The sequence below is a fragment of the bacterium genome, from assembly GCA_013360195.1.
Taxonomy (GTDB): domain Bacteria; phylum Electryoneota; class RPQS01; order RPQS01; family RPQS01; genus JABWCQ01.
The window spans coordinates 484427-510838 of record JABWCQ010000002.1; the positions used below are offsets into that span (position 1 = coordinate 484427).

General features: G+C 53.4%; 22 protein-coding genes and 5 tRNA genes. 8 read left to right on the top strand and 19 right to left on the bottom strand.

Annotated features, from left to right (window positions below; genetic code table 11):
* Positions 1-8: 8 nt before the first annotated feature.
* The 10 genes from secE to HUU59_03465 all read right to left on the bottom strand — a co-directional run bounded on the left by secE (position 9) and on the right by HUU59_03465 (position 5963).
* Positions 9-191, bottom strand: a complete 183-nt coding sequence (gene secE, locus HUU59_03420) for a preprotein translocase subunit SecE (GenBank protein ID NUO18480.1) — start codon at positions 189-191, stop codon at positions 9-11.
* Between the two features lie 33 nt (positions 192-224).
* Positions 225-296: transfer RNA gene (locus HUU59_03425), tRNA-Trp, on the bottom strand.
* Positions 297-385: 89 nt separating this feature from the next.
* Positions 386-1576, bottom strand: a complete 1191-nt coding sequence (gene tuf / locus HUU59_03430) for an elongation factor Tu (GenBank protein NUO18481.1) — start codon at positions 1574-1576, stop codon at positions 386-388.
* Between the two features lie 94 nt (positions 1577-1670).
* A tRNA-Thr gene (locus HUU59_03435) sits at positions 1671-1746 on the bottom strand.
* A gap of 90 nt (positions 1747-1836) precedes the next feature.
* Positions 1837-1909 (bottom strand) — tRNA-Gly (locus HUU59_03440).
* Between the two features lie 111 nt (positions 1910-2020).
* A tRNA-Tyr gene (locus tag HUU59_03445) sits at positions 2021-2103 on the bottom strand.
* Positions 2104-2142: 39 nt separating this feature from the next.
* Positions 2143-2215, bottom strand: a tRNA-Thr gene (locus HUU59_03450).
* Between the two features lie 139 nt (positions 2216-2354).
* Complete coding sequence (locus HUU59_03455) at positions 2355-3758, bottom strand: cysteine--tRNA ligase (GenBank protein NUO18482.1); 1404 nt, start codon at positions 3756-3758, stop codon at positions 2355-2357.
* A 70-nt stretch (positions 3759-3828) separates the two neighbouring features.
* The gene (locus tag HUU59_03460; GenBank protein NUO18483.1) at positions 3829-4494 is read right to left on the bottom strand and encodes a CDP-alcohol phosphatidyltransferase family protein; all 666 of its coding nucleotides are present in this window, start codon (positions 4492-4494) and stop codon (positions 3829-3831) included.
* Positions 4495-4496: 2 nt separating this feature from the next.
* Positions 4497-5963 carry an amidophosphoribosyltransferase gene (locus tag HUU59_03465; protein ID NUO18484.1) on the bottom strand — a complete coding sequence of 489 codons (1467 nt, stop codon included), beginning with the start codon at positions 5961-5963 and terminating at the stop codon, positions 4497-4499.
* A gap of 176 nt (positions 5964-6139) precedes the next feature.
* Between HUU59_03465 and HUU59_03470 the strand changes: the two genes are divergently transcribed.
* The 4 genes from HUU59_03470 to HUU59_03485 are packed head-to-tail and all read left to right on the top strand — an operon-like array spanning position 6140 to position 11904.
* On the top strand, positions 6140-7183 hold the full coding sequence (locus tag HUU59_03470) for an NAD(P)-dependent oxidoreductase (protein NUO18485.1): 1044 nt from the start codon (positions 6140-6142) through the stop codon (positions 7181-7183).
* Between the two features lie 55 nt (positions 7184-7238).
* The gene (locus tag HUU59_03475; protein NUO18486.1) at positions 7239-9905 is read left to right on the top strand and encodes a T9SS type A sorting domain-containing protein; all 2667 of its coding nucleotides are present in this window, start codon (positions 7239-7241) and stop codon (positions 9903-9905) included.
* Positions 9906-9910: 5 nt separating this feature from the next.
* A complete protein-coding gene (locus HUU59_03480) occupies positions 9911-11251 on the top strand; it encodes an MFS transporter (GenBank protein ID NUO18487.1) in 1341 nt (446 codons plus the stop codon).
* Between the two features lie 26 nt (positions 11252-11277).
* Positions 11278-11904, top strand: coding sequence for a hypothetical protein (locus tag HUU59_03485; protein ID NUO18488.1), 627 nt, complete (start codon positions 11278-11280; stop codon positions 11902-11904).
* 60 nt (positions 11905-11964) lie between these two features.
* Here the strand turns inward: HUU59_03485 and HUU59_03490 are convergent, their stop codons facing one another.
* Both HUU59_03490 and HUU59_03495 read right to left on the bottom strand, forming a co-directional pair.
* A complete protein-coding gene (locus HUU59_03490) occupies positions 11965-12816 on the bottom strand; it encodes an inositol monophosphatase (protein NUO18489.1) in 852 nt (283 codons plus the stop codon).
* A gap of 53 nt (positions 12817-12869) precedes the next feature.
* Positions 12870-13661, bottom strand: a complete 792-nt coding sequence (locus tag HUU59_03495; protein NUO18490.1) for a hypothetical protein — start codon at positions 13659-13661, stop codon at positions 12870-12872.
* A 93-nt stretch (positions 13662-13754) separates the two neighbouring features.
* Here HUU59_03495 and HUU59_03500 point away from each other — a divergent pair, with 93 nt between their 5' ends.
* Positions 13755-13949 carry a hypothetical protein gene (locus tag HUU59_03500; GenBank protein ID NUO18491.1) on the top strand — a complete coding sequence of 65 codons (195 nt, stop codon included), beginning with the start codon at positions 13755-13757 and terminating at the stop codon, positions 13947-13949.
* A gap of 129 nt (positions 13950-14078) precedes the next feature.
* Here the strand turns inward: HUU59_03500 and HUU59_03505 are convergent, their stop codons facing one another.
* On the bottom strand, positions 14079-17144 hold the full coding sequence (locus HUU59_03505) for a hypothetical protein (protein NUO18492.1): 3066 nt from the start codon (positions 17142-17144) through the stop codon (positions 14079-14081).
* A 341-nt stretch (positions 17145-17485) separates the two neighbouring features.
* Here HUU59_03505 and HUU59_03510 point away from each other — a divergent pair, with 341 nt between their 5' ends.
* Positions 17486-18259 carry a hypothetical protein gene (locus tag HUU59_03510; protein NUO18493.1) on the top strand — a complete coding sequence of 258 codons (774 nt, stop codon included), beginning with the start codon at positions 17486-17488 and terminating at the stop codon, positions 18257-18259.
* A 14-nt stretch (positions 18260-18273) separates the two neighbouring features.
* A complete protein-coding gene (locus HUU59_03515) occupies positions 18274-21084 on the top strand; it encodes a T9SS type A sorting domain-containing protein (GenBank protein ID NUO18494.1) in 2811 nt (936 codons plus the stop codon).
* 64 nt (positions 21085-21148) lie between these two features.
* Here HUU59_03515 and mutM read toward each other — a convergent pair whose 3' ends face one another.
* The 3 genes from mutM to HUU59_03530 form a co-directional block, all read right to left on the bottom strand.
* Positions 21149-21973, bottom strand: coding sequence for a bifunctional DNA-formamidopyrimidine glycosylase/DNA-(apurinic or apyrimidinic site) lyase (gene mutM / locus HUU59_03520; protein NUO18495.1), 825 nt, complete (start codon positions 21971-21973; stop codon positions 21149-21151).
* Positions 21966-23213 carry a hypothetical protein gene (locus HUU59_03525; protein NUO18496.1) on the bottom strand — a complete coding sequence of 416 codons (1248 nt, stop codon included), beginning with the start codon at positions 23211-23213 and terminating at the stop codon, positions 21966-21968. The genes mutM and HUU59_03525 overlap by 8 nt, the downstream gene beginning before the upstream one ends.
* 69 nt (positions 23214-23282) lie before the next feature.
* Positions 23283-23492, bottom strand: coding sequence for a hypothetical protein (locus HUU59_03530; protein ID NUO18497.1), 210 nt, complete (start codon positions 23490-23492; stop codon positions 23283-23285).
* 288 nt (positions 23493-23780) lie between these two features.
* On the opposite strand from HUU59_03530, the gene HUU59_03535 reads away from it, so the two are divergent.
* Entirely contained in the window at positions 23781-24059 is a 279-nt protein-coding gene (locus HUU59_03535) for a hypothetical protein (GenBank protein NUO18498.1), read from the top strand.
* A gap of 56 nt (positions 24060-24115) precedes the next feature.
* Here HUU59_03535 and HUU59_03540 read toward each other — a convergent pair whose 3' ends face one another.
* From HUU59_03540 to HUU59_03550, 3 genes are all read right to left on the bottom strand, one after another.
* Positions 24116-24340, bottom strand: a complete 225-nt coding sequence (locus HUU59_03540; GenBank protein NUO18499.1) for a helix-turn-helix transcriptional regulator — start codon at positions 24338-24340, stop codon at positions 24116-24118.
* A 273-nt stretch (positions 24341-24613) separates the two neighbouring features.
* Positions 24614-25312, bottom strand: coding sequence for a hypothetical protein (locus HUU59_03545; GenBank protein NUO18500.1), 699 nt, complete (start codon positions 25310-25312; stop codon positions 24614-24616).
* A 157-nt stretch (positions 25313-25469) separates the two neighbouring features.
* Positions 25470-26165 carry a hypothetical protein gene (locus HUU59_03550; protein NUO18501.1) on the bottom strand — a complete coding sequence of 232 codons (696 nt, stop codon included), beginning with the start codon at positions 26163-26165 and terminating at the stop codon, positions 25470-25472.
* Between the last annotated feature and the right edge of the window lie 247 nt (positions 26166-26412).

Below are 26412 nucleotides of genomic sequence, written 5' to 3' on the forward strand. Positions count from 1 at the left end.
TCCGCGGTTTACAGCAGCTGCTGCAAACCTAAACTAAGGATACGGTCAACCACAAAAACGGAGATGCCGAAAACCACTGTCAGACCGAGCACAATCCATGTGCTTTCGATTACTTCGGGTTGTGTAGGCCACGAGACTTTTGACATCTCGTTCTTCACATCGGCAAGATATTCGGCAATTTTCTTGAACATGGTCGTGTATAGTGAGGGATTCCTCAGTCTTTGCACGGCAGGAGGGATTCGAACCCCCAACAACCGGTTTTGGAGACCGGGACTCTACCGTTGAGCTACTGCCGTGTACCGCGGCCGCGGCGATGCCTCGACACGGCGGCAAAAGGAACAGGTGGCCGGGGCTCATGGCCCCAGCCACCAAACAACGTACTAGATTACTCGATAATCTTGGTGACGCGACCTGCGCCGACGGTCTTGCCGCCTTCACGGATAGCGAAACGCAGACCTTCGTCCATCGCGATATCGGTAATCAACTCAACCGTGATGGTCGTATTGTCACCGGGCATAATCATTTCCGCGCCGCCCTGAAGGTGAATAGCACCGGTCACGTCGGTTGTGCGGAAGAAGAACTGCGGGCGGTAATTGTTGAAGAACGGAGTATGACGGCCGCCCTCTTCCTTGGACAGCACGTACACCTGAGCTTCAAACTTCTTGTGCGGTTTGATCGAGCCGATCTTGCAGAGCACCATACCGCGCTCGAGCTCGTCTTTTTCCACACCGCGGAGCAGCAGACCTGCGTTGTCACCGGCGAAGCCTTCGTCCAACAGCTTGCGGAACATTTCCACACCTGTTACAACGGTCTTCTTATGCTGTCCCATGCCGACGATTTCGACTTCTTCGCCGACCTTGATCTTGCCACGCTCGATACGGCCCGTACCCACGGTACCGCGACCCGTAATCGAGAACACGTCTTCAATCGGCATCAGGAACGGCTTATCCAGCGCGCGCTCGGGTTCCGGAATGAAGTTGTCAACGGCGTCCATAAGTTCGGTGATGCACTTCGTCTTCGCGGGATCGTTCAGGTTGGACAGAGCATCCAGCGCTGAACCGCGAATCACCGGGCAAGTATCTCCGGGGAATTCGTACGAGGAAAGCAGTTCGCGCACTTCAAGTTCCACGAGGTCCAGCAATTCGGGATCGTCCACCTGATCGCACTTGTTCAGGAAGACCACAAGCGCCGGGACGTTCACCTGACGGGCAAGCAGGACGTGTTCACGCGTCTGGGGCATCGGACCGTCTGCGGCCGAAACCACCAGAATGGCTCCGTCCATCTGCGCCGCGCCGGTGACCATGTTCTTGATATAGTCGGCGTGGCCCGGGCAGTCAACGTGCGCATAGTGACGCTTTTCAGTTTCGTACTCAGCGTGGTGGACGTTAATCGTCACGCCGCGCTCTTTTTCTTCCGGCGCGTTGTCGATTTCGTCGTAGTTACGGGCTTGGGCGAGACCTTTGGCCGCAAGCACTTGGGTGATGGCAGCGGTGAGCGTGGTCTTTCCATGGTCAACGTGACCGATGGTGCCGATATTCACGTGCGGTTTCGTGCGTTCAAATTTGGCTTTTGCCATTGCCGGACAACCTCCTTAGGGGTACAGCAGTATGATGATATTTTTGGATTCTGAAAACAATTCTGGACAGCCCTAAGAGGCAGTAGGGTGTCAATGGAGCTCGTGAGCGGGATTGAACCGCTGACCTCGTCCTTACCAAGGACGCGCTCTACCGTCTGAGCTACACGAGCAGAGCGAAATAGAAAACAGAAAAATTCGAGATCGCATTATCCAACGGAAAATCTGCTTTCGATTTTCAAGTTTTCTATTTCGATTCGCGGAGCGGGCGACGAGACTCGAACCCGCGACCCTCAGCTTGGAAGGCTGATGCTCTACCAACTGAGCTACGCCCGCATACGAAACAAATGAAGAAACAGCCATAAAAGGGTGCACGCCTCTCGGGCGACCACTTCTAAGGCCACTAAGAACAATAACTAACGCGGTATTTTTCGGGAGGATACCCGGTGGTGGCAGATGGATTCGAACCACCGTAGGCGTCTGCCAGCAGATTTACAGTCTGCCCCCTTTAGCCACTCGGGCATGCCACCGGGGATTGTCTGGGAATTAACTGCAACTCGTTGGAGTAGAGCTGGCGACAGGACTTGAACCCGCAACCGGTTGATTACAAATCAACTGCTCTACCAGTTGAGCTACGCCAGCAGTTGTGGTACCGCCGAAAACCGCAGACCCAAAGTTACGGACTTGTAAATTGGCTGTCAAGCGGGAGTTACGCAAATTTGAGCAAAAATTGCGTGTTTTTCAGGCTTTTGAACCTCCAATTATTTGTCAAATGCCTCTCTTATTTCCGCCTCCAGACCGTTTTTCCGGCCCGGTCCTCTATGATAATCCCTCGCTCGTTGAGGGCATCCCGGGCCCGGTCGGCTTCAGCCCAGTTCTTGGCTTTGCGGGCATCATTTCTTGCGGCTATCAAGGCCTCAATTTCAGCGGCTTCTGGGTCCATAACTTCAGACCGCAAATTGAGATAGCCCAGAACAGTGTCGAATCGCTTCATCGCTTCCAAAGCTATGTCCTGCTCGGCTCTTCCTATCTTCTGGTCCTGGCACAGCGTGTTGGCGTCACGGACAAAGTTGAAAACGGCGGCCAACGCTTCCGGGTAATTCAAATCATCATCGAGTGCGTCTCTGAACTCTTGCTCACGCTTTGAAATCGTGTCCTTCAGTTCAGACATCCCACCCCGCCCTGACGCATGCTCAAGATTCACCGTGCATGCCTCAAACCGCGCCAATGACTGCTTAATGCTCTCAAGCCCCGACGCCTGAAAATTTGTGCGCTGTCTGTAATGACCGGCCAGTAGCCCGAAGCGAATTTCGCGCGGCTTCCATCCTCTTTCGATAAGATCCGAAACCGTATAGAAATTCCCGAGTGATTTCGACATTTTCTGCCCGTCAACAAGCAGATGCTCCGAATGCACCCAGTAGCGTGCAAGCGGTTCGTGTGTCACTCCTTCGGTCTGCGCAATTTCGTTCTGGTGATGAGGAAAAATCAAGTCCACACCACCTAGATGAATATCAAAGTTCCGTCCGAGATATTTCAGAGACATGGCCGAGCATTCGAGATGCCAGCCCGGACGCCCTTTGCCAAGACTTGTCTCCCATCCGACTTGCCCGTCAACAGCATCCCAGGCCTTCCACAATGCAAAGTCACGCACGTCCTCTTTTTCGTATTCGTCTGAAGCGACTCGTTCACCGACCCGCAGCTCCTCCATGTTCAGCCGCGCCAGCTGTCCATACGTCGGGAAGGAGTCAATCTTGAAATAGGCGGAACCGTCCGTCATGTAAGCATGCCTGGCCGCAATCAGATCTTCGACCATCTTCACCATTTCAGGAATATGCTCGGTTGCCCTGGGATACAGTGTCGCGTCCGTTATACCGATTGTCTTTCTGTCCTCATGAAACGAAGCAATGTATTTGTCCGTGAATTCTCGCAGCGAAACTCCCTCTTCATTTGCGCCGCGGATGGTCTTGTCGTCAATATCGGTGAGGTTCATCACCCATGTGACATTGTATCCCGAATACTCAAGATACCGGCGCAGAAGATCGGAGACCAGAAAAGTCCTGAAATTCCCGATATGCGCCCGCGCATAAACGGTCGGACCGCAAGTGTACATCGTTACCCTGCCCGGTTCGCGAGGAACGAAGGGTTCAACTTTTCGAGTGAGTGTGTTGTAAAGTTTCAGTGCCATAAGTCGTAGGTTCAAAAAACGAGCGGGGCGCCTCCGCCCCGCCGGATCGGAACAAAAAATCGGAATCTGTTTAAGAATCGGAGCGAACCCGCTCCGTGGCGGATTGCGCGGAACTATAATGCAGGAATCGCAATCCGTATTGCGCACCGGAAATCGCGATAAAGAGACAAGAAACCCAGACCATACTGATCGGGCTAAGACCGCTGAACAGCGGCGGTACCCAATTCACCGTATAGCTGATCAGGGTGACTGCGATAACAAACATCGTCGCTTTGCCGATGTAGTTGGACGTCACAACCAGACCGCGCTTCTTGTACACGTAGTAGGATCCGGAGACGATCAACACATCGCGAATCAGTATGACCACCAGGAACCAGAGCGGCAATGGGTTCTCCCGCGTCGGCAGCGCGAGGAAGATTGCAAGTGCACCAAGCCAAATTTTATCAGCGAGCGGGTCCAAAACTCTACCCCAGTCGGTCTCGACGTGAAACCACCTCGCGATAAGTCCGTCAATCATGTCGCTGACAAGCGCGATCGCCATTACAACAATTGCCCAGAAATTGCCGTTCTCCTTCGGCCCCAGCTTCAGAAAATGAAAAAGCGGGATGAGCAGGAATATTCTGGCGATACTCAGTATATTCGGAACGGTAAGGAACTTTCGCGGCCGCGGCTTTGGTTCAAATGCGAAGCGCGACGGTTTGGGAAGCAGCCTGTCTGGACGACTGATTTCGGCCACTGTCACTCCATTGAACGCAGAACTCTTTCAAGCTCTGCGCGTGCCCATTCTTTGTCCGGCTCTGTAAGTTCGGCCAACTGTGCCGGGTCTTTCAACGGTACCGGGTAACGCCCTGAGAAGCATGCCGTGCAATAGTTTGTCGGAGTGTCGCGCGTCGCGGAAAGCATACCTTCGTGCGACAGATAGCGAAGGGAATTCACTCCGAGGTAACTTTCAATTTCAGCCGGTGAAGCGAAAGCCGCAATCAACTCCCGGCGAGTCGGATAATCCATGCCGTAGAAGCAGGGCCAGCGTACCGGAGGGGAAGCGATGCGCACGTGCACTTCAAGCGCGCCGGCGGCCTTAATTGCGCCGACTAGCTTTTTCAACGTCGTTCCTCGAACAATGGAGTCATCGACGAGAATCACGCGCCTGCCTTCAAGAACCCCCCGGACCGGATTATACTTTATGCGCGAATTATAAGAGCGCATGAACTGCGACGGATTGATGAAGGTTCGTCCGATGTAATGGTTTCGAATCAGCCCGATTTCAAATTTAATTCCGCTCTGCCGCGCATAGCCAATCGCAGATGTATTTGATGAGTCCGGGACGGAAATGACCACATCGCCATCTGCCGGTGCCTCTTCGGCCAGCACCTTCCCCAGCTTCCGGCGCACCTTGTCCACGGAAGTGCCGTAAATGTGACTGTCCGGACGGGCGAAGTATATGAGCTCGAACACGCACATGTTCAAATTCGGCTGTGCATACTGAATGGACTCAAAGCCACGCGTTGAAATCGTCACAATCTCTCCAGCCTGCACATCGCGCTCATAAACGGCACCAATAATATCGAAAGCGCAAGTTTCAGAAGCAAAGACAAACCCCTCGCCAATTCTTCCCATGGCCAACGGCCTGAAGCCGTGCGGGTCCCGCGCCGCAATGATTTCGTCTTTGGTAATCAGCACAACGGAAAAGGCGCCTTCAAGTTCCTTGACCGCTTCGGCCAGTCGTTCCGAAATAGTCGGAGCCTTTGAGCGGGCGATAAGATGGACGAACAGCTCCGAATCGGAGGTCGTTTGGAAGATTGCGCCATCGCCCTCCAGCTTGCGACGGAGGGCACGTTCGTTGGTCAGGTTGCCGTTGTGGGCAACAGCTAACGGCCCATCCTTGGTTATCACCATGAGTGGCTGAACGTTTGTCAAAGACGAAGACCCGGTCGTCGAATAGCGGACGTGGCCGATAGCCCAATTCCCTTCAAGCTCCTTGAACTTGCTTTGGTCACGAAAGACATCCGCCAGCAGACCCATGCCTCTGTGCGAATACAGTTTTTGACCGTCCGAACTCACAATACCGGCAGACTCCTGTCCTCGGTGCTGGAGTGCATAAAGCCCCAAATAGGTCAGTTCGGCCGCGCGCGGATGGCCAAATAGTGCCATGACCCCGCACTTGTCTCGGGGCTTGTCATCTAGTAGGTCGAGGATATGTGACATAAGACCCGTAATATAACCTGCTTAGACTGCCTTGTCAACTTCTGACCCATCTTTTCTCGCTTCACCGGGTGCCTTGAAAGTCCGGTCTGGGTTTTATATCTTAGAAATCTTGAATTAAGCATTATCCGCCGGGAGGCACCGGCGGGCCACCTCGGTCCAATTTGGAGCTGAATTTCGTGAAAGTACTAATAACTGGCGGCGCCGGATTTCTCGGTTTGCACACGGCGCTTTGCTTTGCTGAACATGGTTGGGACCTCATACTCACTGACATAGCCCCGTTTGAAACGTCGGAATACCCGGCAGGTTCCGTGTTTATCCAGCACGATGTCCGGGATAAGGCGGGAATGGATAAAATCCTGGCTGAACATAAGGTTGATGTTATCGTCCATGGAGCGGCCGCGCTTCCTCTGTGGAAACCCAAAGATATCTTTGAGATTAATGTTGAAGGCACTCGGCGCGTCTTGGAGTCTGCCAAACAGGCAGGTGTGGACAGAATCGTCTTTGTCTCCTCAACAGCCGTCTACGGCATTCCCGATCATCACCCTCTTTTTGAAACCGACAAAGTGCACGGCGTCGGACCCTACGGCGAGAGCAAGATACTTGCTGAGAAAGTTTGTGAAGAGTTTCGTTCCGCGGACTTCTGCGTACCCGTAATCCGACCCAAGACCTTCATTGGAACCCATCGTCTGGGTGTATTTCAAATTCTCTATGACTGGGTGGAAAGCGGTAAGCGGATTCCCATGATCGGAAACGGCAGTAATCGCTATCAGCTACTGGAAGTGGATGACCTCGCCGAGGCAATTTATCTGGCGGCAACCGTGGAAGCCACTCGAGCGAATTCGACGTTCAACGTCGGCGCGGAGGAATTCAAAACGGTGCGGGAAGATATGGGAGCGATGTGCCAGTATGCAGGTAACGGCGCCCGTCCGTGGGGAACTCCGGCAGGTCCGGTCAAGCTCGCATTGATGACTTTTGAAGCGATGGGGCTTTCACCTCTATACAAGTGGGTTTACGGCACTGCCGATCAGGACAGCTTTGTGTCCATCGACAAGGCCAAACGTGAACTCGGCTGGAAGCCCAGGTATTCCAATGCTCAGGCCTTGATTCGCAGCTACCAGTGGTATCTTGACAACAAACACACGATTCCTCAGGGGTCAGGTATAACACATCGAATCGCCTGGAATCAGGGAATCCTGAAGTTCTTCAAGCGATTCATGTAACCGCCGGAATCGCTCTCAGCTTATCGCAATACGTCTCATTTCATTAGGGGTGCTTATGCGACCGTCACTTACCTTCCTTGCCACCTTCATCGTACTTGCCGTCTGCCAGACGCTGGCGACGGCCACACCTTATTGGACGGAGGAAGAACTGGAGGCGGAACGGCAGCAAGCCCGACAAGAGCAGAGTCCACGTAACATAGAAACAGGTACTCGATTACCCCGAACACCACTTGACGAGATTGCCTATTTTGTCAAATACCGGCAACTCTGTGATTTTCTGGCCGGACTTCAGGTGACGATTCAAGGTCAGAACTTCGGCGGCATGCGTGAAGGTGAGGTTGGCGGCGACTTCAGCATCATCCAAACCGACAACACACAGGAGGCCATTCGAATCTGGTCTCAATATGCGATTTGGACAGGTGACACGGCACGTTACGGCCAGAATATACGCAACGCATGGACATATAATATCAATTGGCCGGCATGGCGTGAAGAAGGCGGAGGCTACTACGCCATGCACAATTGCGGCTGGGGATTCGAAGCCGCGTTCAAATTCCGTGAAGCGTACAGCGATACCAGCATGAATTGGTACGCCGACAGCTGCGCTTGGTGGGTCATGAATAACCCGCTGAGTCTGAACTCCACGGTTAACGTCGCTGCACAGGGGCTGGGTATCGGCGGAATGTACGCTCACGCGGTCTACCGGAATCGCAATGATTGGCGCGATCATACTTTTGCCCGCGCCCGCCTGATCCGCAACTGGTTTGAAGCAAATCCCTCCCGGTTGAACAACGCCACCGAGTGGGCGTTGTGCGGCGGAACCGCGCTATGGGGCGTATGCAACTCCTTATGGGTTGCCTATCCGGATAGTGGCGAGCTGTGGATTGACCAGTATGGCACTCAGCTCGAAACATGGGAGGCTCCATCAAGCTGGTACCATGCATATAACACATGGTATTCCAACGCGACCTTTCGGTGTTGGGAGATTACCGGGGATTCGCTCTATTGGAATCGTGGAGTGTTTTACGCCGACTCGCTGCTCGCATTTGATGTGGACGATGATGGAGGTATTCCTCCCGGCACGTGTTGCATCAGCAATGGAAATGACCACTCTTGGGTAAGCGCGTACATGGGTTGGATGGGACTGGAGCGGATTATCTCCGCAGGGCCTATAGTTCTTGCGGAAGTCCAGGCGCAGGCCACTCCCGACCCCGGTTTGCCTTTGCTTGAGGGCGACAACACGACACTTCATGCACATATAGCCAATCTGGGCACCGACTCGATTGAGTGTTATGTGACCGCTGACGATAACGGAAACTACAGCTCCGTTTCGCAAGGCTTCATTTTGCCGCCCGGCGAAGAAGTGACAGTCTCTTTTCCGAATACATGGCAGCTCCCCTTGGTCGAAGATATTGCCCTTCCCTTGCGCGTACAATTCAGCCTTCGTTATTGGGCTATGACTGCTAATCCGGACACGTTCGAGCACGGGCGTGAAATCTCTTTTGACCTCCGCCGCCGGACAAATGTATTCGGAACGATTACCGGTCCGCTCGACCAATCAACGGTTCCTGTGCACATTGACTTCTATGCCGCAGAGTATCCGGATTCAATCTGGACATCAGTGGATATTGCCGCCGGTGAGCAATATTCGAACGGCAACCGACCCTTGCTGGAAGGCAATAACCGGATGGTGATCACGACACCTCTGCGTTACTTGACGGAGACCCGGGATTTTGTGACTCTGCACGACAATACCGACCCCTTTGACATTTGGTTGACCGCCTCCGATGTCGTTTTGATTGATGATGACAGCGGTGAAGATTACGAAACATTTATCACGAGTTCGCTTGAAGAAAATGACGAAGCCGTGCGCTTGTGGGACAGACAAACCTCGGCAGTCGGCGACCTCTCCTCAGTCCCGTGGCTCATCTGGATGACCGGAGATGACAGCGAAAACACGCTGACATCGACAGACCAGCAAACGATTGTGAATTACTTGCAGACCGGCGGCGGAGTCCTTGTCACAGGTCAGAACATCACGGACGATGACAACACAGCCCAATTCCTTCACGACGTCTTTTATTGTACTCAAGACCGTGAAGACACCGATAGACTTAGGGCTTTTGGCCTCGGAGATGACCCCGATGTCGACGGACAATTCCTGCTTCTTCTCGGGTCACAGGGTGCCGCAAATCAGACCAGCCCGTCGTCAATCACACCATTGGACAATGCGACGGCGATCTTCATAAATGACACTCTGACCGAGGAAGTGTGCGGTATTTCCGGTGTGCACGGAACAGGCAAGTTTATTTTCTTAAGCTTTGGTCTCGAAGCAGCATCCGGGCAAGCGGGATCGACCTCACGCGCTCAATTCCTTGCAGAAGCGAAAGAATGGCTGACTGAAACAGTTGATGCAAATGAAGGCCCGCGGCAAGTGCCGCACGATTTCTCGTTGCTGCCCGCTTATCCGAATCCGTTCAACGGGTCTGTACGCATAAGCTGGATTGCCCCCGCAGGTCAGACAAAGACAACCGTAGCGGTGTTTGACCTTCTCGGCAGGCAGGTGAGCACACTCTTTGATGGAGAGAGCCGCACCGGAACGAATCTGGTCACCTGGGCTGGACAGAACGCGTCCGGAATCCCTGTTGCCAGCGGCACCTATATCGTGAGGCTTACAACTCCGGCGGCCAAGCTGTCACAGACCGTTCGCTATATCCGCTAAAATACGTGAGCAGTCTATTTTCGTTCAGCCGAAGGAACCGCGGGCAAGTTCTCGCCTGGGCCACTTACGACTTTGGCAATTCGGCTTTCGCCACGACAATCCTTGCGGTAATTTTTAACAAGTATTATGCCGGGGTTGTTGCAGGCGGAACAGCAGGGACGAACATACTGGGTGCACAGGTACCCGGTGCAACCGTATTCAGTTTCTTTGTTTCGGCCAGCATGGTTCTCGTTGCCATTCTGGGTCCCGTCCTTTCCGCTTTCTCCGACTTGGGACACCTGAAACGACGCATGTTGCTTCTCCACACATCTCTGGGGGTGATGGCAACAGCGATGCTGGCAACCATTGGTCCGGGCGAATGGCTCATCGGCGGTCTCTGGTTCACCGTTGCACAATACGGTTTTGCAGGTTCGGCGATCTTTTACAATGCGATGCTGCTCGATATCGCCGAGCCTCAGGACTTTGCGAAGGTTTCAAGCATTGGCTGGGCATGGGGCTATCTTGGCGGCGGTTTACTGCTTGCCGTAAACCTTGCCATGCTCCAACATCCGGGTATGCTGGGTTTTGCCGACGGAACCTTCACTGTCCAGCACTGCTTCCTTAGTGCCGCTGTATGGTGGGCGGTTTTCACGATTCCGGTCGCCATTGCCGTGCCTGGAGTCGGAACGGGTCCCAGAGCCGATATCAGACATGCGCTGCAGGCACTGCGTCAGAGCATTCGCCATCTGAATCAGCTTCCCAATTTCACACGGTTCTTCTTCGCCTATTTGCTCTATAACGATGGGATTGAAACGGTAATCGTCATGGCCTCGATTTTCGGGGACCAGGAGTTGGGACTTTCTACCGCTGAGTTGGTGATGTTTTTCCTGATGGTGCAGGGAATCGCTTTCATCGGTTCAATCCTCTTCGGCATAATCGCAAACAAACTTGACAATCGCCGCGCGGTACTGATCGGCGTAGCGGTATGGAGTATCATTGCTCTCTGGGGCTGGCAGCTTGGATGGATGGGCGACGCGCGTCAGGAATATTGGTACCTCGGGATACTTGCGGGGCTGGTGATGGGCGGAACACAAGCTGCCTCGCGCTCATTGCAGGCAGTCTTGATTCCCCCTCGTCAATCGGCGGAGTTCTTCAGTTTTTTCGCAATTTCGGGCAAGTTTGCCAGCGCGGTCGGGCCGGCTATTTTCGGCCTGGCGGTCTGGGTTACAGGAAGCCTTCGCACGGGAATGCTGTCGCTGCTGGTCTTCTTCGTGCTCGGAGCATGGTTGCTCTGGAGTGTCTCTGAGAACAAAGGACGAGCGGAAGCCCTCGCATTCGAACCGGTACGTGAGAATAAGTCGTCATGATTTGCAAAACAGACGGAAGGAGATACATGCGCACTTGTAACATCATTTGCAGCTTGTTGGTCATTCTTAGCTTGAACACTGCACACGCTGAAGACTTGCCCGAGCTGGCAACTCTCTTGTCACTGTTTAGTGCGAATTCAACGGAAGACGGACATATACGCCTGAATTGGTCGCTTGACCAGCAATCTCCGGCGGTCGTCAAATTCCGTGTCTACCGTGGTTATGAGGAGATCGGCAATTTTTCTGTGCTTGCGGAAATCGCGTTTCATCCGGAAACCGGTGCCGCCGACTATCTCTATCAGGATACGTCTGCCATTCCGGGCGTTACTTATTATTACAAACTTGCAGCTCAAGGACAACTGAACGAGTCCATTTTCCCGGTTGTGATCTCCGCCGCCGTTCCGCTCGGTGAAAAGAACTCCGGACAACCGGACTCAGCGCCTGCCGTGATACTTCCAGGTCAACCGATGCGGCTTTATATGCGCTCAGGCGGCCGTGTGAAAATTGAACGAACTTCGCCGGATTCAAGAGTCCTGATTGACAGTCAATTGCCGGCCGGAGTGTTCGAGATTAACTCAGGCGAAATTGACCAGACCATCAAGATAGAGGTTCCACCGGATTATAAGCACAGTTTGAACTGGCCGATCCGGTAGTCCAATGTTGGAACGCAGAAGAGCCGCTCAATGAGCGGCTCTTTTCACCTTGTCAGCTTCTTACTCCGCTCGTGCGGCACGGATACAGCGCAGCAGTTCCGCTTGAATCAGTCTCGACGCACCAATAATGTTCCCGCTGGCAAGAAATCCATCGCCGCCGTCAAAGTCGCTGCAAATCCCCCCCGCCTCTTGAACAATCAGTGCTCCGGCCGCAATATCCCACGCCGACAACCGGTGCTCCCAAAAGCCGTCAAAAACACCCTGTGCTGTCCAGCACAAATCCAACGCTGCCGATCCCGCCCGACGGATCGCCCTGCAGCGCGGAAAAATATAGGCAAACTCTTTCAGAAAGCTCTGTAACTCATCGTGGTAACGCCGCGGGAATCCGGTGGCAATCATCGCCTCTCCAAACCGTTCCTTTTGCGCTGCAGCCAGCCTCTCCGTGCCCAGGTAGCTGCCCTTTCCCTTCACACCCCAGAATAACTCGCCTGATACCGGATTTAGCACAACACCGCAAAGCAGCTCCGGAGCTTGATTGTCTCGCAGCTCTGCAAGTCCAAGACTTACGCAGAATACCGGAAAGCGCTGCACAAAGTTCGTTGTCCCGTCAAGCGGGTCAAGATACCAGACCAGTCCCTTTCCGTGTCTGACGGTGCCCTCCTCGCATACAATTCCTGCTTCTGGCATTTCCCGCAATAGAAATTCGGAAATCTCAGCCTCGGATTCGACGTCAGCACTTGTAACCAGGTCTCCCTTACTCTTTTCCCGGATTTCATGGTTCTTGAGTGCCTGCCAATACTTGAGCAAGACACCGCTGCCGCGAAGGCAGGCTTCGAGAGCGAGAGAAGCCCGCTCATCCAGTCTCGCGACCATCTTGCGGGCATCTGCATACTTTCCGTCTAAATCGTTCACTTGGATAGTCCTATCGTAATTCTGCAATACGATACGACTTCATGCGTTTACAATCAAGTCCCCTTTGCCTGCCGCGGAAAGGTTATTGTGATGGTCAAATTTCCTTTTTCATGGTGCGTTTCATAAGAGGCGCCATTCTCGCCAAGCCGTGCCAGAAACATGTCTATCGAGTCGGTTTCAAGCGGCTCCTCGTCCGTTTCAAAGAACTTCGCCTCCAATTGCAGAATCCCGTTCCCGGCCTCATAATTTGTGGTCACATTGACCTCAACAAGGCCTCTCGAAAAATCGTGTGCGGCAAGCGAGCGTAGAACAAACTCGTCAATCACCGCAACGACATGCTTGTAGACCGCGAATACGGTGTAAGAGTCGTGCGCAAGGTCAAATCGTTTGCGTACTTTATGCTTATAAGTAAGATTTGCGTCCAGGAATTGCAGTTCATTACTGACCAGTTCAAAAAGTGACACCGGGCCCGGCGTGTTCTGCCCGCAGCGGTGGAACCGGCGGATGATAACCTGCAGCAAATCGGTCAAATGTCGCGCGTTTCTGGACATGATATCCAGATTTGAACAGCTCTTCTGGTGCTGAACTTTTAATGCGTCTGCTGATGTGGTCACACCCCGGTCGAGTTCGTTCAAGAGTCGTTCCTGCTCACCGACACGCATTTCAAGCAATTGAGTTGCGCCAATAACTCCTGAGAGCGGTGTCGCAAGATTGTGAACGATTCCCGGCAGCATGCTGCCCAGAAACTCGAGCTCGAGCGCCTCAAAGTCCGGCTTTTTTTCACCCGACTGTTGTCCGGACTCGTTCATTCCGGGTAAAGTCTTGTCTGATTCTGGAAGTTGCAATGGCAAATCCTAAACTTGCTTGTCTTATCGATAGTTCTCGCGCCGCTTGGCTTCGATTCTGTCACTATTCGCGAAAGCAAAATCAATTCCCAAGTGATACTGAACCACTCGTTTGCTCAATTGTCACGGCTGTTGTTGCCGTCCGCGAACAACTCACTCTGCATCCTGCGAGCGCCGGTCAGAATAGAAGTTGCTTGCAACACTATTCTTGCAGAAAGCATGTCACCGGCCGTCTTCCGTTTCGGTAAGAATGGCCGGGTTGCTGAACCGCTGGTTGCAGGCAGTTGACTTCACTGTTGTCATCATTCCACGTCACGTCGCGAAAATTGTGGTCAATTGAACCACGTGCGCTGTTGCCAAAAGCAAAAGGGCTGTCGTCCACGGACAGCCCTTTGAAAGTTCCAGGTCGACTCGTGCTTAATTCAGAATAATGCTCGGTTCGTGCCTGCCTGCAAGCAATTCTGCAGTCCGCCCCCAAGTTCGGATTCGTGAGTCCCGTGTCAGCAATATTATCTGACGATCGCGTGACAGTGATTCCACTACTCTTCTTGAAATTGAAAGATGATGATCATCAAGCTGTGAAAGAACGTCATCCCAGACGACCGGCGCACGCTCAGCGTCCCGAACAGTTTCAAGTATTCCTGAATTCAAACAGAGGGAAACCAGCTCAATGACTCCCCTCGGCAGGGTAGACAGCCGGCGGCGTGTTCCATTGTCGGTAAACACATACCACTCTCCTCCGTCGAACTCGATAGAAGCAATCCGTTCTCCCAGTGCTTCAAAAACCAGACTCTTCAATTCACCCAGCACACGAGACTCGGACTGCTCGAACTGTTCCGTCAGTTCCACCCGCAGTGCGGCACCCATATTCTGCGCAGCGAAAATGCTCTTCTGAAGTTCCTCGATTTGGGTCTGCACGACTTTGTAATTGTGAAGGAGCAATGATTCAGCCGGCAATTCCTCCGCTCTTGCTCTCAGTTCTGGCAAGTCCAGGTCGAGAATTTCCCGTCGCAACTCCTCAATACGTTTCTCGCTCTCCACTCTGTTGTCATACAGACGTGTCATTTGCATTCGATACTTGGTCAAGGCGTCACCGCGCGATTCAAGCGTGCCGAATAACGGATCGATTTCCCTCAGGCGCGCACTTACTTCAAGAAGTTCCTCTTCGATCAGGCCGGTTCTTGCGGCAAGCTCCTGCGGCGAATGAAGCGTGCTCAAACGCGATTTTGCCTCTCTGATCTTCTCCTGCAGTACCGAACGCATTTCAAGGGCGTTAAGCACCCGTGCGGCTCCCTGTGCGCGAAGAGTCCCTCCGGCAGCGGCATCCAGTTCTTCAGCGCGTGCCTGAATATCTCTGGCGGACATTCGAAGTTCATCCAGATTCGGCTGCAGCGCAATCTCTTTTTCTAAATCGGCAAGCATGGATTGGATCTGCGAACGTTTCTTGCTGATTTCTTCAGCGCGTCGCGCCGTCGCCAACTCATACTCGTCTAATCTCGCCCGGAGTTGTGTGGCCTCAAGGTCGAGCGCCTCTCGCCGTGCGCCCGGTCCGTCAGGGCTGTCAAATGCCGAAATCTGTTCAGTTACATTTTGCAGTTCCGCTTGAATCTGATCAAAGGCGGCAACTCGTTCGCGAACTTCCGCAGGTTCAAACCGTCTGAATGACTCAGGTAGCAGACCCTGATTTGGCACGTGTCGCGCAACTTCGGCAACACGGGCTTCGAGTTCAAGCTTCCGCCCGTGCAAAGACTCAAATTCATTCCATATAGCCAGCGTTTCGTGAAGTCCAAGATGATCAGGAAACCGCACCAGTTCAAGTCGCAACGTCTCTTTTGCAGCCAATGCTTCATTTTGCTCCGTTTGCAGCGACTCGATTCTCCGTACATAGTCTTCGTAGTTCGCGTCAAGCCGCGGAGATATGAGCTTTCCGATACCGTAACCCGCTCCGCCTCCCAATAGCGCCCCAAAGAATCCGACATCCCACCCCAGCAGGAATGCGGCAGGAATCCCCGCGGCCATTGCACCGACCGTCATAAGTCCAAACCGCAGTCCCTCTCCTGTCCCCTGCGACTGCACCTCCACAACTTTCGCCCGCAGCGCTGCCAACTCTGTCTCCCGCTTGGCGATTGCATCCCGAATGGAATACAGCCGCTCAATCCGTCCCGGAGTATCCTTCGAAAGCTTTTCAAATCCGGCAAAGTCTCTCTGCAGCCGTTGCGAGATTTCCGCAAGTTCGCGGACAGTCTCATGGTGCCTCTGATCCAGGCTGGTTTGTTCGTCCGCTTGAACTGCACGAAGATACTCACGCAAACTCAACCATTCGGCTTCGCCCAGAGCGGCAAACTCACGATACCTGTCCGATCGCTGGTGTTCAAGTGCGTCCTTGCGGCGCAATAAATCAATGCGTTTTCTGGATATCTCGGTCAACTCCTGTTCAACCGACAAGAGGTCCTGCGTCAAACTTTCTTTATCCGGCAGCTCGTGGGCCGCAATGGTCTCTTCCGTAGCGGCTAATTCCCGCAAAAGTGACGACCGCTGCTCTTGACGCGTTTCCATCGTTCTCTCAAGCTCTTTAAGATTGCTTGTGAGAGTCTCGAATTCATCCAGCAATTGCAGGTAATCTCGTGCTAACTGGTCTGCGTTCTCCGGCAGGTTTCGCACAACGCTCTGCACTTCTTCAAGCTGTTCATTCAGTTCAGAAAAAGTTGTTCGCACAGTCTCCGCGGCCTCCCACGACGTGCGCAGCTCCTGCACCCACCCTTCAAGATGCACAGCCCGCTCAGCAAGCTCAATCTTCTTCACCAACGCGGTTTCTTCGGCAGCCGCGACTTGTATCGCAAGCTCGCACTCTGCTATACTCTCATTAAGTTCAAGGGCTCTTTCCTCTGCCGCCTTCAACGCGGTCTGAGTCGCATGGATGTCCGCCAGTTGTCGCTCGATGTCTTCCAGTTCAGTGCTCAACTCCACGGGAGACTTCTGACCATTGCCCTGCTCCAGACTCTCCAACCGCGCTTCCCACGCCGCAATCTCACGTTGCAACGGAACACAGCTTAGCCTGGCTGCCCATTTCAGAACATCCGCGTCCGGCAGCCGCCATTGACCGTTTGTGACAATATGCGGAGTGAATCCATAGCTGTCTTCGTTCGCATGAATAATCGCCAAAATCGGCGTTCTGCGTGATCCAATTCCCTCACCTTGGGGTCTGCAGATGACCTCACCCGTTTCGAGTACCAGCGTCCACTCCGATCGAGTCGAGTTCATCAGACCAACAACCGTCACTTCTCTCAGTCCGGCATCATATAAACCATTTCGGAGCGACTCGTTGACATCCGGGAAGAATGCCGCCTCTATGGCCGAGCACAATAGCGTCTTCCCGCTTCCATTTCCGCCCGCAACAACATCAATCCCCATACCACCAAATCTCCACGTCACGTGGTCCGCACCCAGCAATGTTGGCTTGCCGGCTAGTTGGACCAGATGCAAGGCGAAACTGGGAGGCGTAAAGGTCAGGTCACGCGGTTGGGTCACGGGCAGGCAATGTAATTGTGTGAATAACTGCTACTAACTATATCAAGCAATATACATTTGAACGTCCCGAAAGACAAGTCTTCTAAGTGTCATCACGCCTTTTTATTAGCCAAAACTCAATTACTTAGCTACCGACCTTGTTTGTTTTTTCACAACTTGAGAGTATGGCTCCCTTACGACAACCTCCCCTGCCTCTCGTGAACCTGCATAAATCGAATTCGCCCGGAATAGTAGTTAGTCTCGTGAAAATTCCGTAAAATTACCTGGGCTCCCGACTTACCAACCCAAATGACCCTATGCCCCTTGCAATCATACTCCTCTTTGGTCTTGCGATAGCCAGTGGTCCGGTTCACGCGCTGGACTACGTCCGTCTGAAAAACGGTAGAGTCATCGAAGGTGCAGTACTTCGCCAGGACACCTCGGCACTGTTCATTACCTCCTGGGAACAGCGGCATCTCCGCCAGCCCGAGTTTCAAGTTTTCGCCCGGGATGAAATCGAGTCTGTCTGGCTTGACACCAAGCCGACAACACAATCTCTCCGCATATATAAACCGCGCCCTGGCTTGATGGAAATTGGTGGGGGTATCTCGTTGCAGACGTGGGCAGCCAGCGTGCATGGCCGTCGCTATCTTATGCAGCTTTCCTTTCAGGGCGGCTACTCCATTACGGAGTTTATCGGACTTGAAGTTGTGGGTGACTTCACCTTTCCCAATGGCAAGAAGTCAGACGCGCAATATGATTCGCTCCGCTTCGGTTACCAAACTGCCGTGCATATCGTCGGCTCGCTGCCCAACAAATCACATTGGACTCCCTATGCTTTCGTTGGAGGAGGAAGCGCACTCGAAGTTCCACGAGCTGGAGTCGTTCAAACGACTGCAGAAGACCTTCGCAGTCTGATTGACATCGGAGTTGGGGTCAAACTAGGTTTGAACGGAATCGGTATGCGCGCTGAGCTTCGCCACTGCTATTACACATGGACACCGGACATCCTCATCGCCGAGGAAGTTCGCGCGTCCGACCAGACTGCCGATGCGACAAGTCTGCGAATTTCACTCTTCACCTTCTTTTGATACCGGAGCCATCCATGCGCCCGCATCTATTGCTTTTCCTACTTGTTATCCTCGCTCAGGACCTCTTGGCCGCAACTTCATATGCTCCGGCGGGCATCGCGGCTGACTTGAGTTCCTCAGCACCCCTTCAATCAGGCCGCTTCACGGGATGGCAGTCCGTTCGTTCATCTGACAACTCAGACTACGCGCTGCACTGGGGAACTCCACTCAATGTCAATGCGAGTTCAGTTTCGTCACTCGCTTCAATCGTTGCCCGTGAACTTGGTCTTCGAGCCCAATATCGCCTGATTGCGCAAAACTCCTCGCCTACCCGTGACTACCTGATTTATCGCGAACTGCGTGGCACTCTGCCCGTTGTGGGAGGCAGACTGAACTTGTCTCAAAACAAAGCCGGACAACTTACGCGTGTCAGCTACACAAGCTTTCAGGACTGGCCCGAGACAAGCGGATTCTCTCTGCCTGTTGAATCCGCACGTGACTTCCTGGTCGCCAATCTCGAGCCCGCTCAATGGCAGCTTGTGGACAGCCAGAGCTTTGCCTGCTGGTACCCTGATGCCGCCTTGCGTGAACTCAGAGCCGCGTGGTGGATTCGCGTTGCGGGACAGTTGCCGCATCAGCGCAATGCCGGCATTGTTGATGCAACAACGGGAGAAATCTTACTTGAGTGGTCTGGCATCGCTCATGACGTGTTGGACCTTTCCGTCTCATCACCCTATTGGCAGCCTTACGATCACAGCCCGACGGAATCCGCACCCTGCCTTTACCAGCGGGTGTTGGTAAACGGTAACATCCACTTGACCGACAATACTGGTGTGCTGTCTGTCGAAGCAGGTAATCTGGCCACCGTCACCGCGTCTCTGCGCGGTGCCTATGTCGAAGTCGGGGAACATGAGGAGGGGAACACACCACAGAAAACGCAGGTCTATTCCGCGCCGTTTGATAACAATTCCCTGACATGGACCACTGACGACGCCTCGCGCCCCGCGTTAAACCTGTACTACCATACCGTATTCATTCACGATTGGGTCAAGGCACTTGACAACGAGTACGATGCGCTCGACTATCCGATGCCGGCGGTGGCCAATTACGGCGGAAACTACGACAATGCGTTCTGGAACGGTTGGGGCACCTACTACGGCGGCGGAATGAACTACGGCAACTTCGGCATGTTCAGCGATGTCATCTACCACGAATACCAGCACGGCGTGACCGATGGCATCTATCCGGACGACATGTTACCGTACATTGACCAGCCCGGTGCGCTGAATGAAGCATGGTCGGACTACTTCGCCTGCTCAATCAACGACGACCCCTTGATGGGTGATTGGCTGACTGGCAACGGACAAAGTAACTTCCGCGATCTCGAGAGCTCGATGGTTTTCCCTCGCAATTGGGTCGGGGAAGTACACGGCGACAGCCCCTTTATTTCCGCACCGCTCTGGAAAATCCGTCGTGACCTCGGCGTCGGATACGCGGATACGCTGGCTCACTTTGCGCGTTACGGATTGTCCGAACTCTTCTTTGACTATTTCCTCGATGTTCTCGAAACGGACGACACGGACGGAAATCTCGAAAACGGCACTCCCAATGACGATGTCATTTATGACGCTTTCGGCCGCCACGGAATCGGTCCGGGAATAACCCCGAATTACGTCATACATAATCTCATAATTGATGATTCACAGGGCAACAACAACGGCATGGTCGAGGCAGGCGAGTCCGTTGAGATTTCTTTTGAACTTGTGAACGACGTAATGCTCTTTCCGCCCGCGGCCACCAACGTAAACTTGACTGCCACTACGGAAGACAACACAATTTCGCTCTCGTCATCTCCGTTCGCGCTGGGCACTATCGGACCGCGCGACACCGTTATGGTCGGGCCAATCTTAATGTCGATCGCACCCAAACTTCATGTAGTCACCCGCGCGTTGCAAACGGACGTACACAAATTCGTAACCGGAACACTGCGGGACATGGACAAAATTTTCGTTTTCCATCGCCTCGAGAACAATCAGCAACTGAACATCGAGACTCTGCCCGACACGGGAATCGTTCTCTGGCTCTCAGGAGACAACATCGGCTCGGGATTGACCACGAACGACCGCGCAGTTCTTTCCGCTCATGTGAATACCGGCGGGCGGCTGGTTATGTCCGGTAAGAACATCCTGGAAGGCATTGAGGGCAGTGCCTTCGCTCAAGACATCCTCGGAGTGGATATTGCAGGGCGATCTCGCATCCGTATGGCAAGCGTCATTGGTGCTCCCTTCATCGAAGGTGAAACCTATCTCTTGACAGGATCAGGAGGAGCGGCCAATCAAGACAGCATGACAATTCTCTTTCCGCTTGATGGCACAACTCCGGTGTTGCGGTTTGGCCCTGCCGGTAACAACGTCGCAGGTACAGTCAGTCCCGGAACAGGACGGGCGATGGTGCTTGGATTCGGCATTGAGGCCGTCGCGGACAATAACCCCATTGGAAATGAATCGCGCACGGAATTTCTGACTCGCCTGTTGGAATGGGGCGGTTTCCCGACCGCAGCCAACCCCGGGCACACTCCCGTGTGGCAGCCGGAGAACTTCACTTTGCAGGCCGCCTATCCCAACCCGTTCAATAGTTCTGTCAGATTGGAGTACAATCTTGGTGCCGCGCGCGATGCCAAACTTGTCATTTTTGATGTGCTTGGTCGCGAGGTCCTGTCAACTCCGTTGAGCACCTCTTCATCTTCCTTCACCTGGCAGCCGCAATCGTCATCGGGTGTCTATTTTGCTGTCCTGAAATCAGAGCGGCAGACGTCTTCGCCGGTGAAACTGCTGCTGTTACGCTGACGAAATGAAATGGATCAAAAAAGGGACGCTTCAGCGTCCCTTTTGTAATTCTGCAATTCTCAATTCATCGCTTCTTCTGACATCGCGGGCAATAATATGTCGAGCGCTGTGCCTGCACAATCCTGCGAATGATTCCCCCGCATCGCAAGCACTCCTCCCCATCGCGGTCGTAAACTCGAAATTCCTTCTGGTATGAACCGTAATTCCCTTCGGGACTCATGAAGTCCTTCAGTGTGCTTCCGCCCCGTTCCAACGCCTTCTTCAAGACTTCCTTCACCGCACTGCATATCCGCTCACATTGAGAAAGTGTGAGCATCCTTGCACTCATGCGCGGGTCAATTTCCGCGACCCAACAGGCCTCGCTCGCATAGATGTTCCCCACTCCCGCCCACAGACTCTGGTCTAACAGCACAACCTTGATAGCCTGTTTGCGCGTCACCAGCTTCTCTTTAAGTCGCTTTCCATCAACGTCCGTTTCCAGCGGTTCCCAGCCAAGTTCCGCCAGTTCCGGCGCGGTCTCATCGCTTCTGTAACAACGTATCGTTCCCAGCGTTCGCACGTCACGAAAATACAGCGACTCCGTGCCGCCATCAAGCGGGAATCCCGCACGAATGTATTCTTCCGGTATCTTCACACTCGGCGCAACATACAGTCGCCCCGTCATTCGCAAATGCACGAGCACGACTCCCTGCTCAAGCCGGATGACGATGTATTTCCCCCTGCGCGACACCGACACGACTCTCTGCCCTTTCACGAATCGGTCAAGCTCGCGAGCCTTCATCTTGCCCAGCTGCCTCGGCACAGTCGACCACGCGCCGCCAAGAACGCGTCCAAGCAGCTTCGGTCGCAGTTCCCTGACTGCCGTTTCCACCTCCGGAAGCTCAGGCATTGCCGTACTCCGATAGAAAGTCGCCCACAAGATAGAACGACCCGCAAACTATCGCTTGTGTGTCGGTTCGGAGTTCGAGCAACTCCTTGTATGCCGCGCTTCGCTCCACGACTCTTGCCTTTATGCCCTCCTGCCGCGCGAACTCGAGCAGCGACTCCGCGCTGTGCGTCCTCGGCGTCGGAGCCGTTGTAACCCACACTTCATCGACAATACCCCGTAAATGCGCAAGCGACGCTTTTGCATCCTTATCCTTCATCATCGCCACCAGCGCAATTCGCCGCGCAAATCGGCTCTCTCGTTTCAAGGAACTGGCAAGCTCTTCAAACGACGCCGGATTGTGACAAACGTCAATCATGATATTCGGATGCGACACCAGCGACTGCTGCCTGCCCTGCAGCTTCAACCGTCCAAGTGCGTCGCGTATGGACTGGTCGGGAAGTGATTCATCAAGTGACAGAACCGCCGCAATGGAGACAGCCAAGTTGTGCCGTTGAAAGTCACCGCGAAGCGGAATGACAATTCCGTTAACGCTTCTCGACCCGGAATATGAATGTTCACCGGATTCACCGACAGTGCAGCAGAACTCCCGCCCCTCGACAAGTAGTTTTGCCCTGCGAGCAGTCGCCGCCATCTCAATCTGAATCAGTGCCTCGGCGCTTTGCTCGCTGCAGAAACAATTCGCGTGTTCCTTGATGATGCCGCTCTTGTCACGAGCAATCTCCGTATGTGTCTTGCCAAGAATATGCGTATGGTCAAGGTCAATCCGTGTCATTACCGCGGTCGTTTCTTCCAAAACGTTCGTGGCGTCGAAGCTCCCGCCCAACCCGGTTTCAACGACATGCGCGGTGGATCCAAGTGTCTTCGCACACCACAGATAAAATGCAAATGTCGTCTCAAAGTAGGTAAGCTTTGTTCCCGATGCCGCCGTGCCTTCACGGATGGCCGACATGCCTTCACACCAGACGTCATCCGGAATGTCCAAACCGTCAAGCCGCACTCGTTCCTTTGGCGATACTAAATGCGGACTGGTGAAGGACAACACTCGATGGTGCACGGACAGCAGGGTCTGTGACATTGCAGCCGTCGAACCTTTCCCGACTGTTCCTGCGATGTGTATGCACTTCGGCAGCGTCAACGGCAACCCCAGGACTCGCGCCGCTGCATACACCGGTTCCAGCTTCGGCCGGTCACGGCTGCCACCCAGCGGAAACTCAACCTCATAGTTGATGAGGGAGTTCAAGTATTCTAAAACCTCTTTGAAACTTTTCACATCCGGGCGAGTTGAAGTAAAGTACGTGTCGCAAGATACTCAGTTGCCGGACGGCGCGCAAGTAGTACAGGGGAAAATCGTATGAACGGACGGAGTGGTTTCGCGTTGCGCAGACGCAACTTGCGGGAGTCGTGCAATCTGCACGTCTTGAATTGAGAGGAGGCCTAAGAGGACACTCGAGGCTTCTTCAGGGAAGCCGCGATGCCCGTCGCGTGTGAGTTTGTCCCCCAACCCTTTACGCAATGCCATAACATGCTGAAGATATTTCGAGAATGGGAGCTCGTTGAATTCTCGGAAGTTTTGCTTCGCGATACGTCGCAAAAGGGCACGTGGTTTTGATCAGTCCACTGGTCGAATTCAGGTTGCGGCTTCATAATAGGATGAGGTTTGAATTTCCGCTCGGGATAGGTCTGCAGCTCTTGCGCGTCGCTAATATGAGCAGTATATTAAGTACGGTTTCGTTAACTAAGCGCGGCCATTACAAGGGTCCGCTACTTCCGCGATTTATTATTGTTGACTAAGTATTAGGAGCAGCCGATGTCCACATTTGAAGAAACTATGGAAAACAGCCGGATCTTTCTGACCTACAGTCTTGCCATGACAATGCTCGGGAAGTCCGCCCAGATTCTCGCGGAACGCGGTGCTGACCCCAAGGCCATGAGCTTTGTGACAACCGGTATCGAGCTGCTGGCCAAGCAGCTCCGCGACTACGCCGACGGCAAGGACCTCGAAGAGGGTGCCGAACGCGAACTGGACAGTCTCTGCAAGATGCTCGACATACAGCGCGCCAACGGCGGAGCCGCTCCCTCCGCTTAAGTGCGATCCGATTTGCCCGAAGAAAGCCGATGACTGCGGGTCATCGGCTTTTTCCTTTATGAATCCTTCTTCACCTTGCGCAACTTGCGCTCCAACAGCAGCAGAACCTTTTGTGCAACCTTGTTCGGCGTCGTCCTGCCGTTTTCCCAGCGGTTCACTGTTGCGAACGTCACGCCGATCTCATGCGCGAAATTCTCCTGAGTCATATTGAGGTCCTCGCGCAGTTGCTTGATGCGCGCCCCATCAAAATCATCCGGGTGTGGACGGGTGGAGCGAATCATATTGCGGGCAATGGTCGTGGCGTCCATGTATGGTCTCCAAATTGGCTGTTTAAGTGTTGTGCTATAACACTTAGCAAGCCTTATGCCACAACTTCCAACCCCATTGGTTTATTTGTACTCATAGCTATAATCGTTCAAATCACGCGTTTCTTACCCCCCTTACCGCCCTGCTGACTCGGCAATTTCCTCCGCCCCTCAGGCACTCCCCATTCCGCCCCATAACAAAAGCCCCGAATCTCTTCGGGGCTTCCGCATAAGAAATTTCAGATCCGCTTACCGGCTCTCGTTGCCGCCTTCTCCGTCCTCGGTAAACTCAAGCGTCAAACAGTACGCTCCGCGTGCCGCAGGACCCGCTCCATCCAAAATCAGATAGTATGTCCCTGCACTGATAAACGATTCCAGTCCTGCCGCCAGACGCTGCCCGTTGTTCAGCCACGGAGCGTTGTTGTTAGAGTCAATCAAGTCCGAAATGTCGCCGCAGCAAGCATCTTCATAAAGACAGAGATACGTGTCAAACATAGACCCCGCCGTCCGAACCGTCAGCCACCCGTCATAGTTCATGTCAATCTCGATAATGACATCCCGCGCGTTGCGGCAATTGGGATAGCTGCAATCATTATTGGCATACATGGTCGTACCGCAGGACGTAATGCTTACGTCCCCGAAATCCGGCCCTTCAATATGCGTCCCCGGGCAAGCGTCGTCATGCTGATCAAGCGGATTTAATTCCGTGCGACCCGCGAAGTATTCCGGGTGAGCAGTCTGTTCAACCTTAAAATGGAACTCATAAACATACTCAGGCACCTCCAGTCCTTGCTCTTCGTGCCACTGTATGTAACCTGCAGCCGCTTCAAGAATTTCCTCTGGACTGGATGATCCAATCGCCAAATTCGTTTTCGGGGCATCTGCTGCCAGTACCATACTGGCCATCGCCAGAATCATGGCACACATTGCTAAGTTTCGCAAAATCATAGTCTTCTCCTTCGTTCTGTATTCGGATACTTTACCCATACATATCGATAATCTAACAGAATATATTCATTATAGTCAAGTCAATAAAAAGCCCCGGAATTTTCCGGGGCTATACAAACAACCTGAGTCACGAACCCTTGGTACTCAAAGGCCTTCCTCAGTCCTCACATTCGAAAGGCTCAAACTCGATGGTCAGGCAATACGAACCGAATGCCGCAGGTCCTGCACCGTCCAGAACCAGAATGTAATTGTCATCATCCACACAGTATTCAAAGCCTGCCGCCAACCGTTGCCCGTTGCACAGGTACGGATTGTTGTTGTTGTAAACATCGGGCATGGACTCGTTATTGCCGCAGCAATTGTCTTCCCACAGGCAAAGATAGGTGTCAAAAGCTGAACCCGTAGTCGTCACTCGCAGCAAGCCCCAGTTGTCAAAGTCCAGGTGCACGAAAACATCCCGGCTGTTCCGGCAATATGGAAATGTACAGTCATTCGCCGCGTATCTCGTCGTACCACAGGTGACAATGGTCACGTCTTCTTCACCGTCAAACTCAATCCTCTCCTCCGGACAAGTATCCGAGTCCTGGTCAAGCGAAACATGTCCTTCTCTGCTCTCGTAAAAGTGTGGGTTAACCAACCGGTCAAAGGCAAAGTAGAAATCATAGACATCCTGCGGAACATCCAACTGATCCTGGTCAAGCTGCTGAATATAGCGGTAGGCTCCATCCAGAATCTCCTCGGCGGACGACCTGCCGAAGGCAAGCCCGTACGGGTTTGGCGTTCCGCCCGCTTGCGCCATGCCGGCCAGCGCACAGACCGACACCAGCAGAACTGCAACGATAATCTTCTTCATAACTCTCTCCTCAAGTGACTTGAAGGTAACAACGAATGTCGACAATAATCTACGTCTTTAATATCGATATTGTCAAGAATCCTCCCCTCTTTTTCACTTACTCCTCCAGTCGTTCGAGGAAGGAAAGGGGCTAAACTTTCTGATTATCGCCCCTTACCACGTGTGGCTTCCAGCCTCTGACCTCTTTCTTAAGAATCCCCCCATGCCTCTCGAACTTTCCCTCTCCGGCTCGTAAGTCCAATGCCAA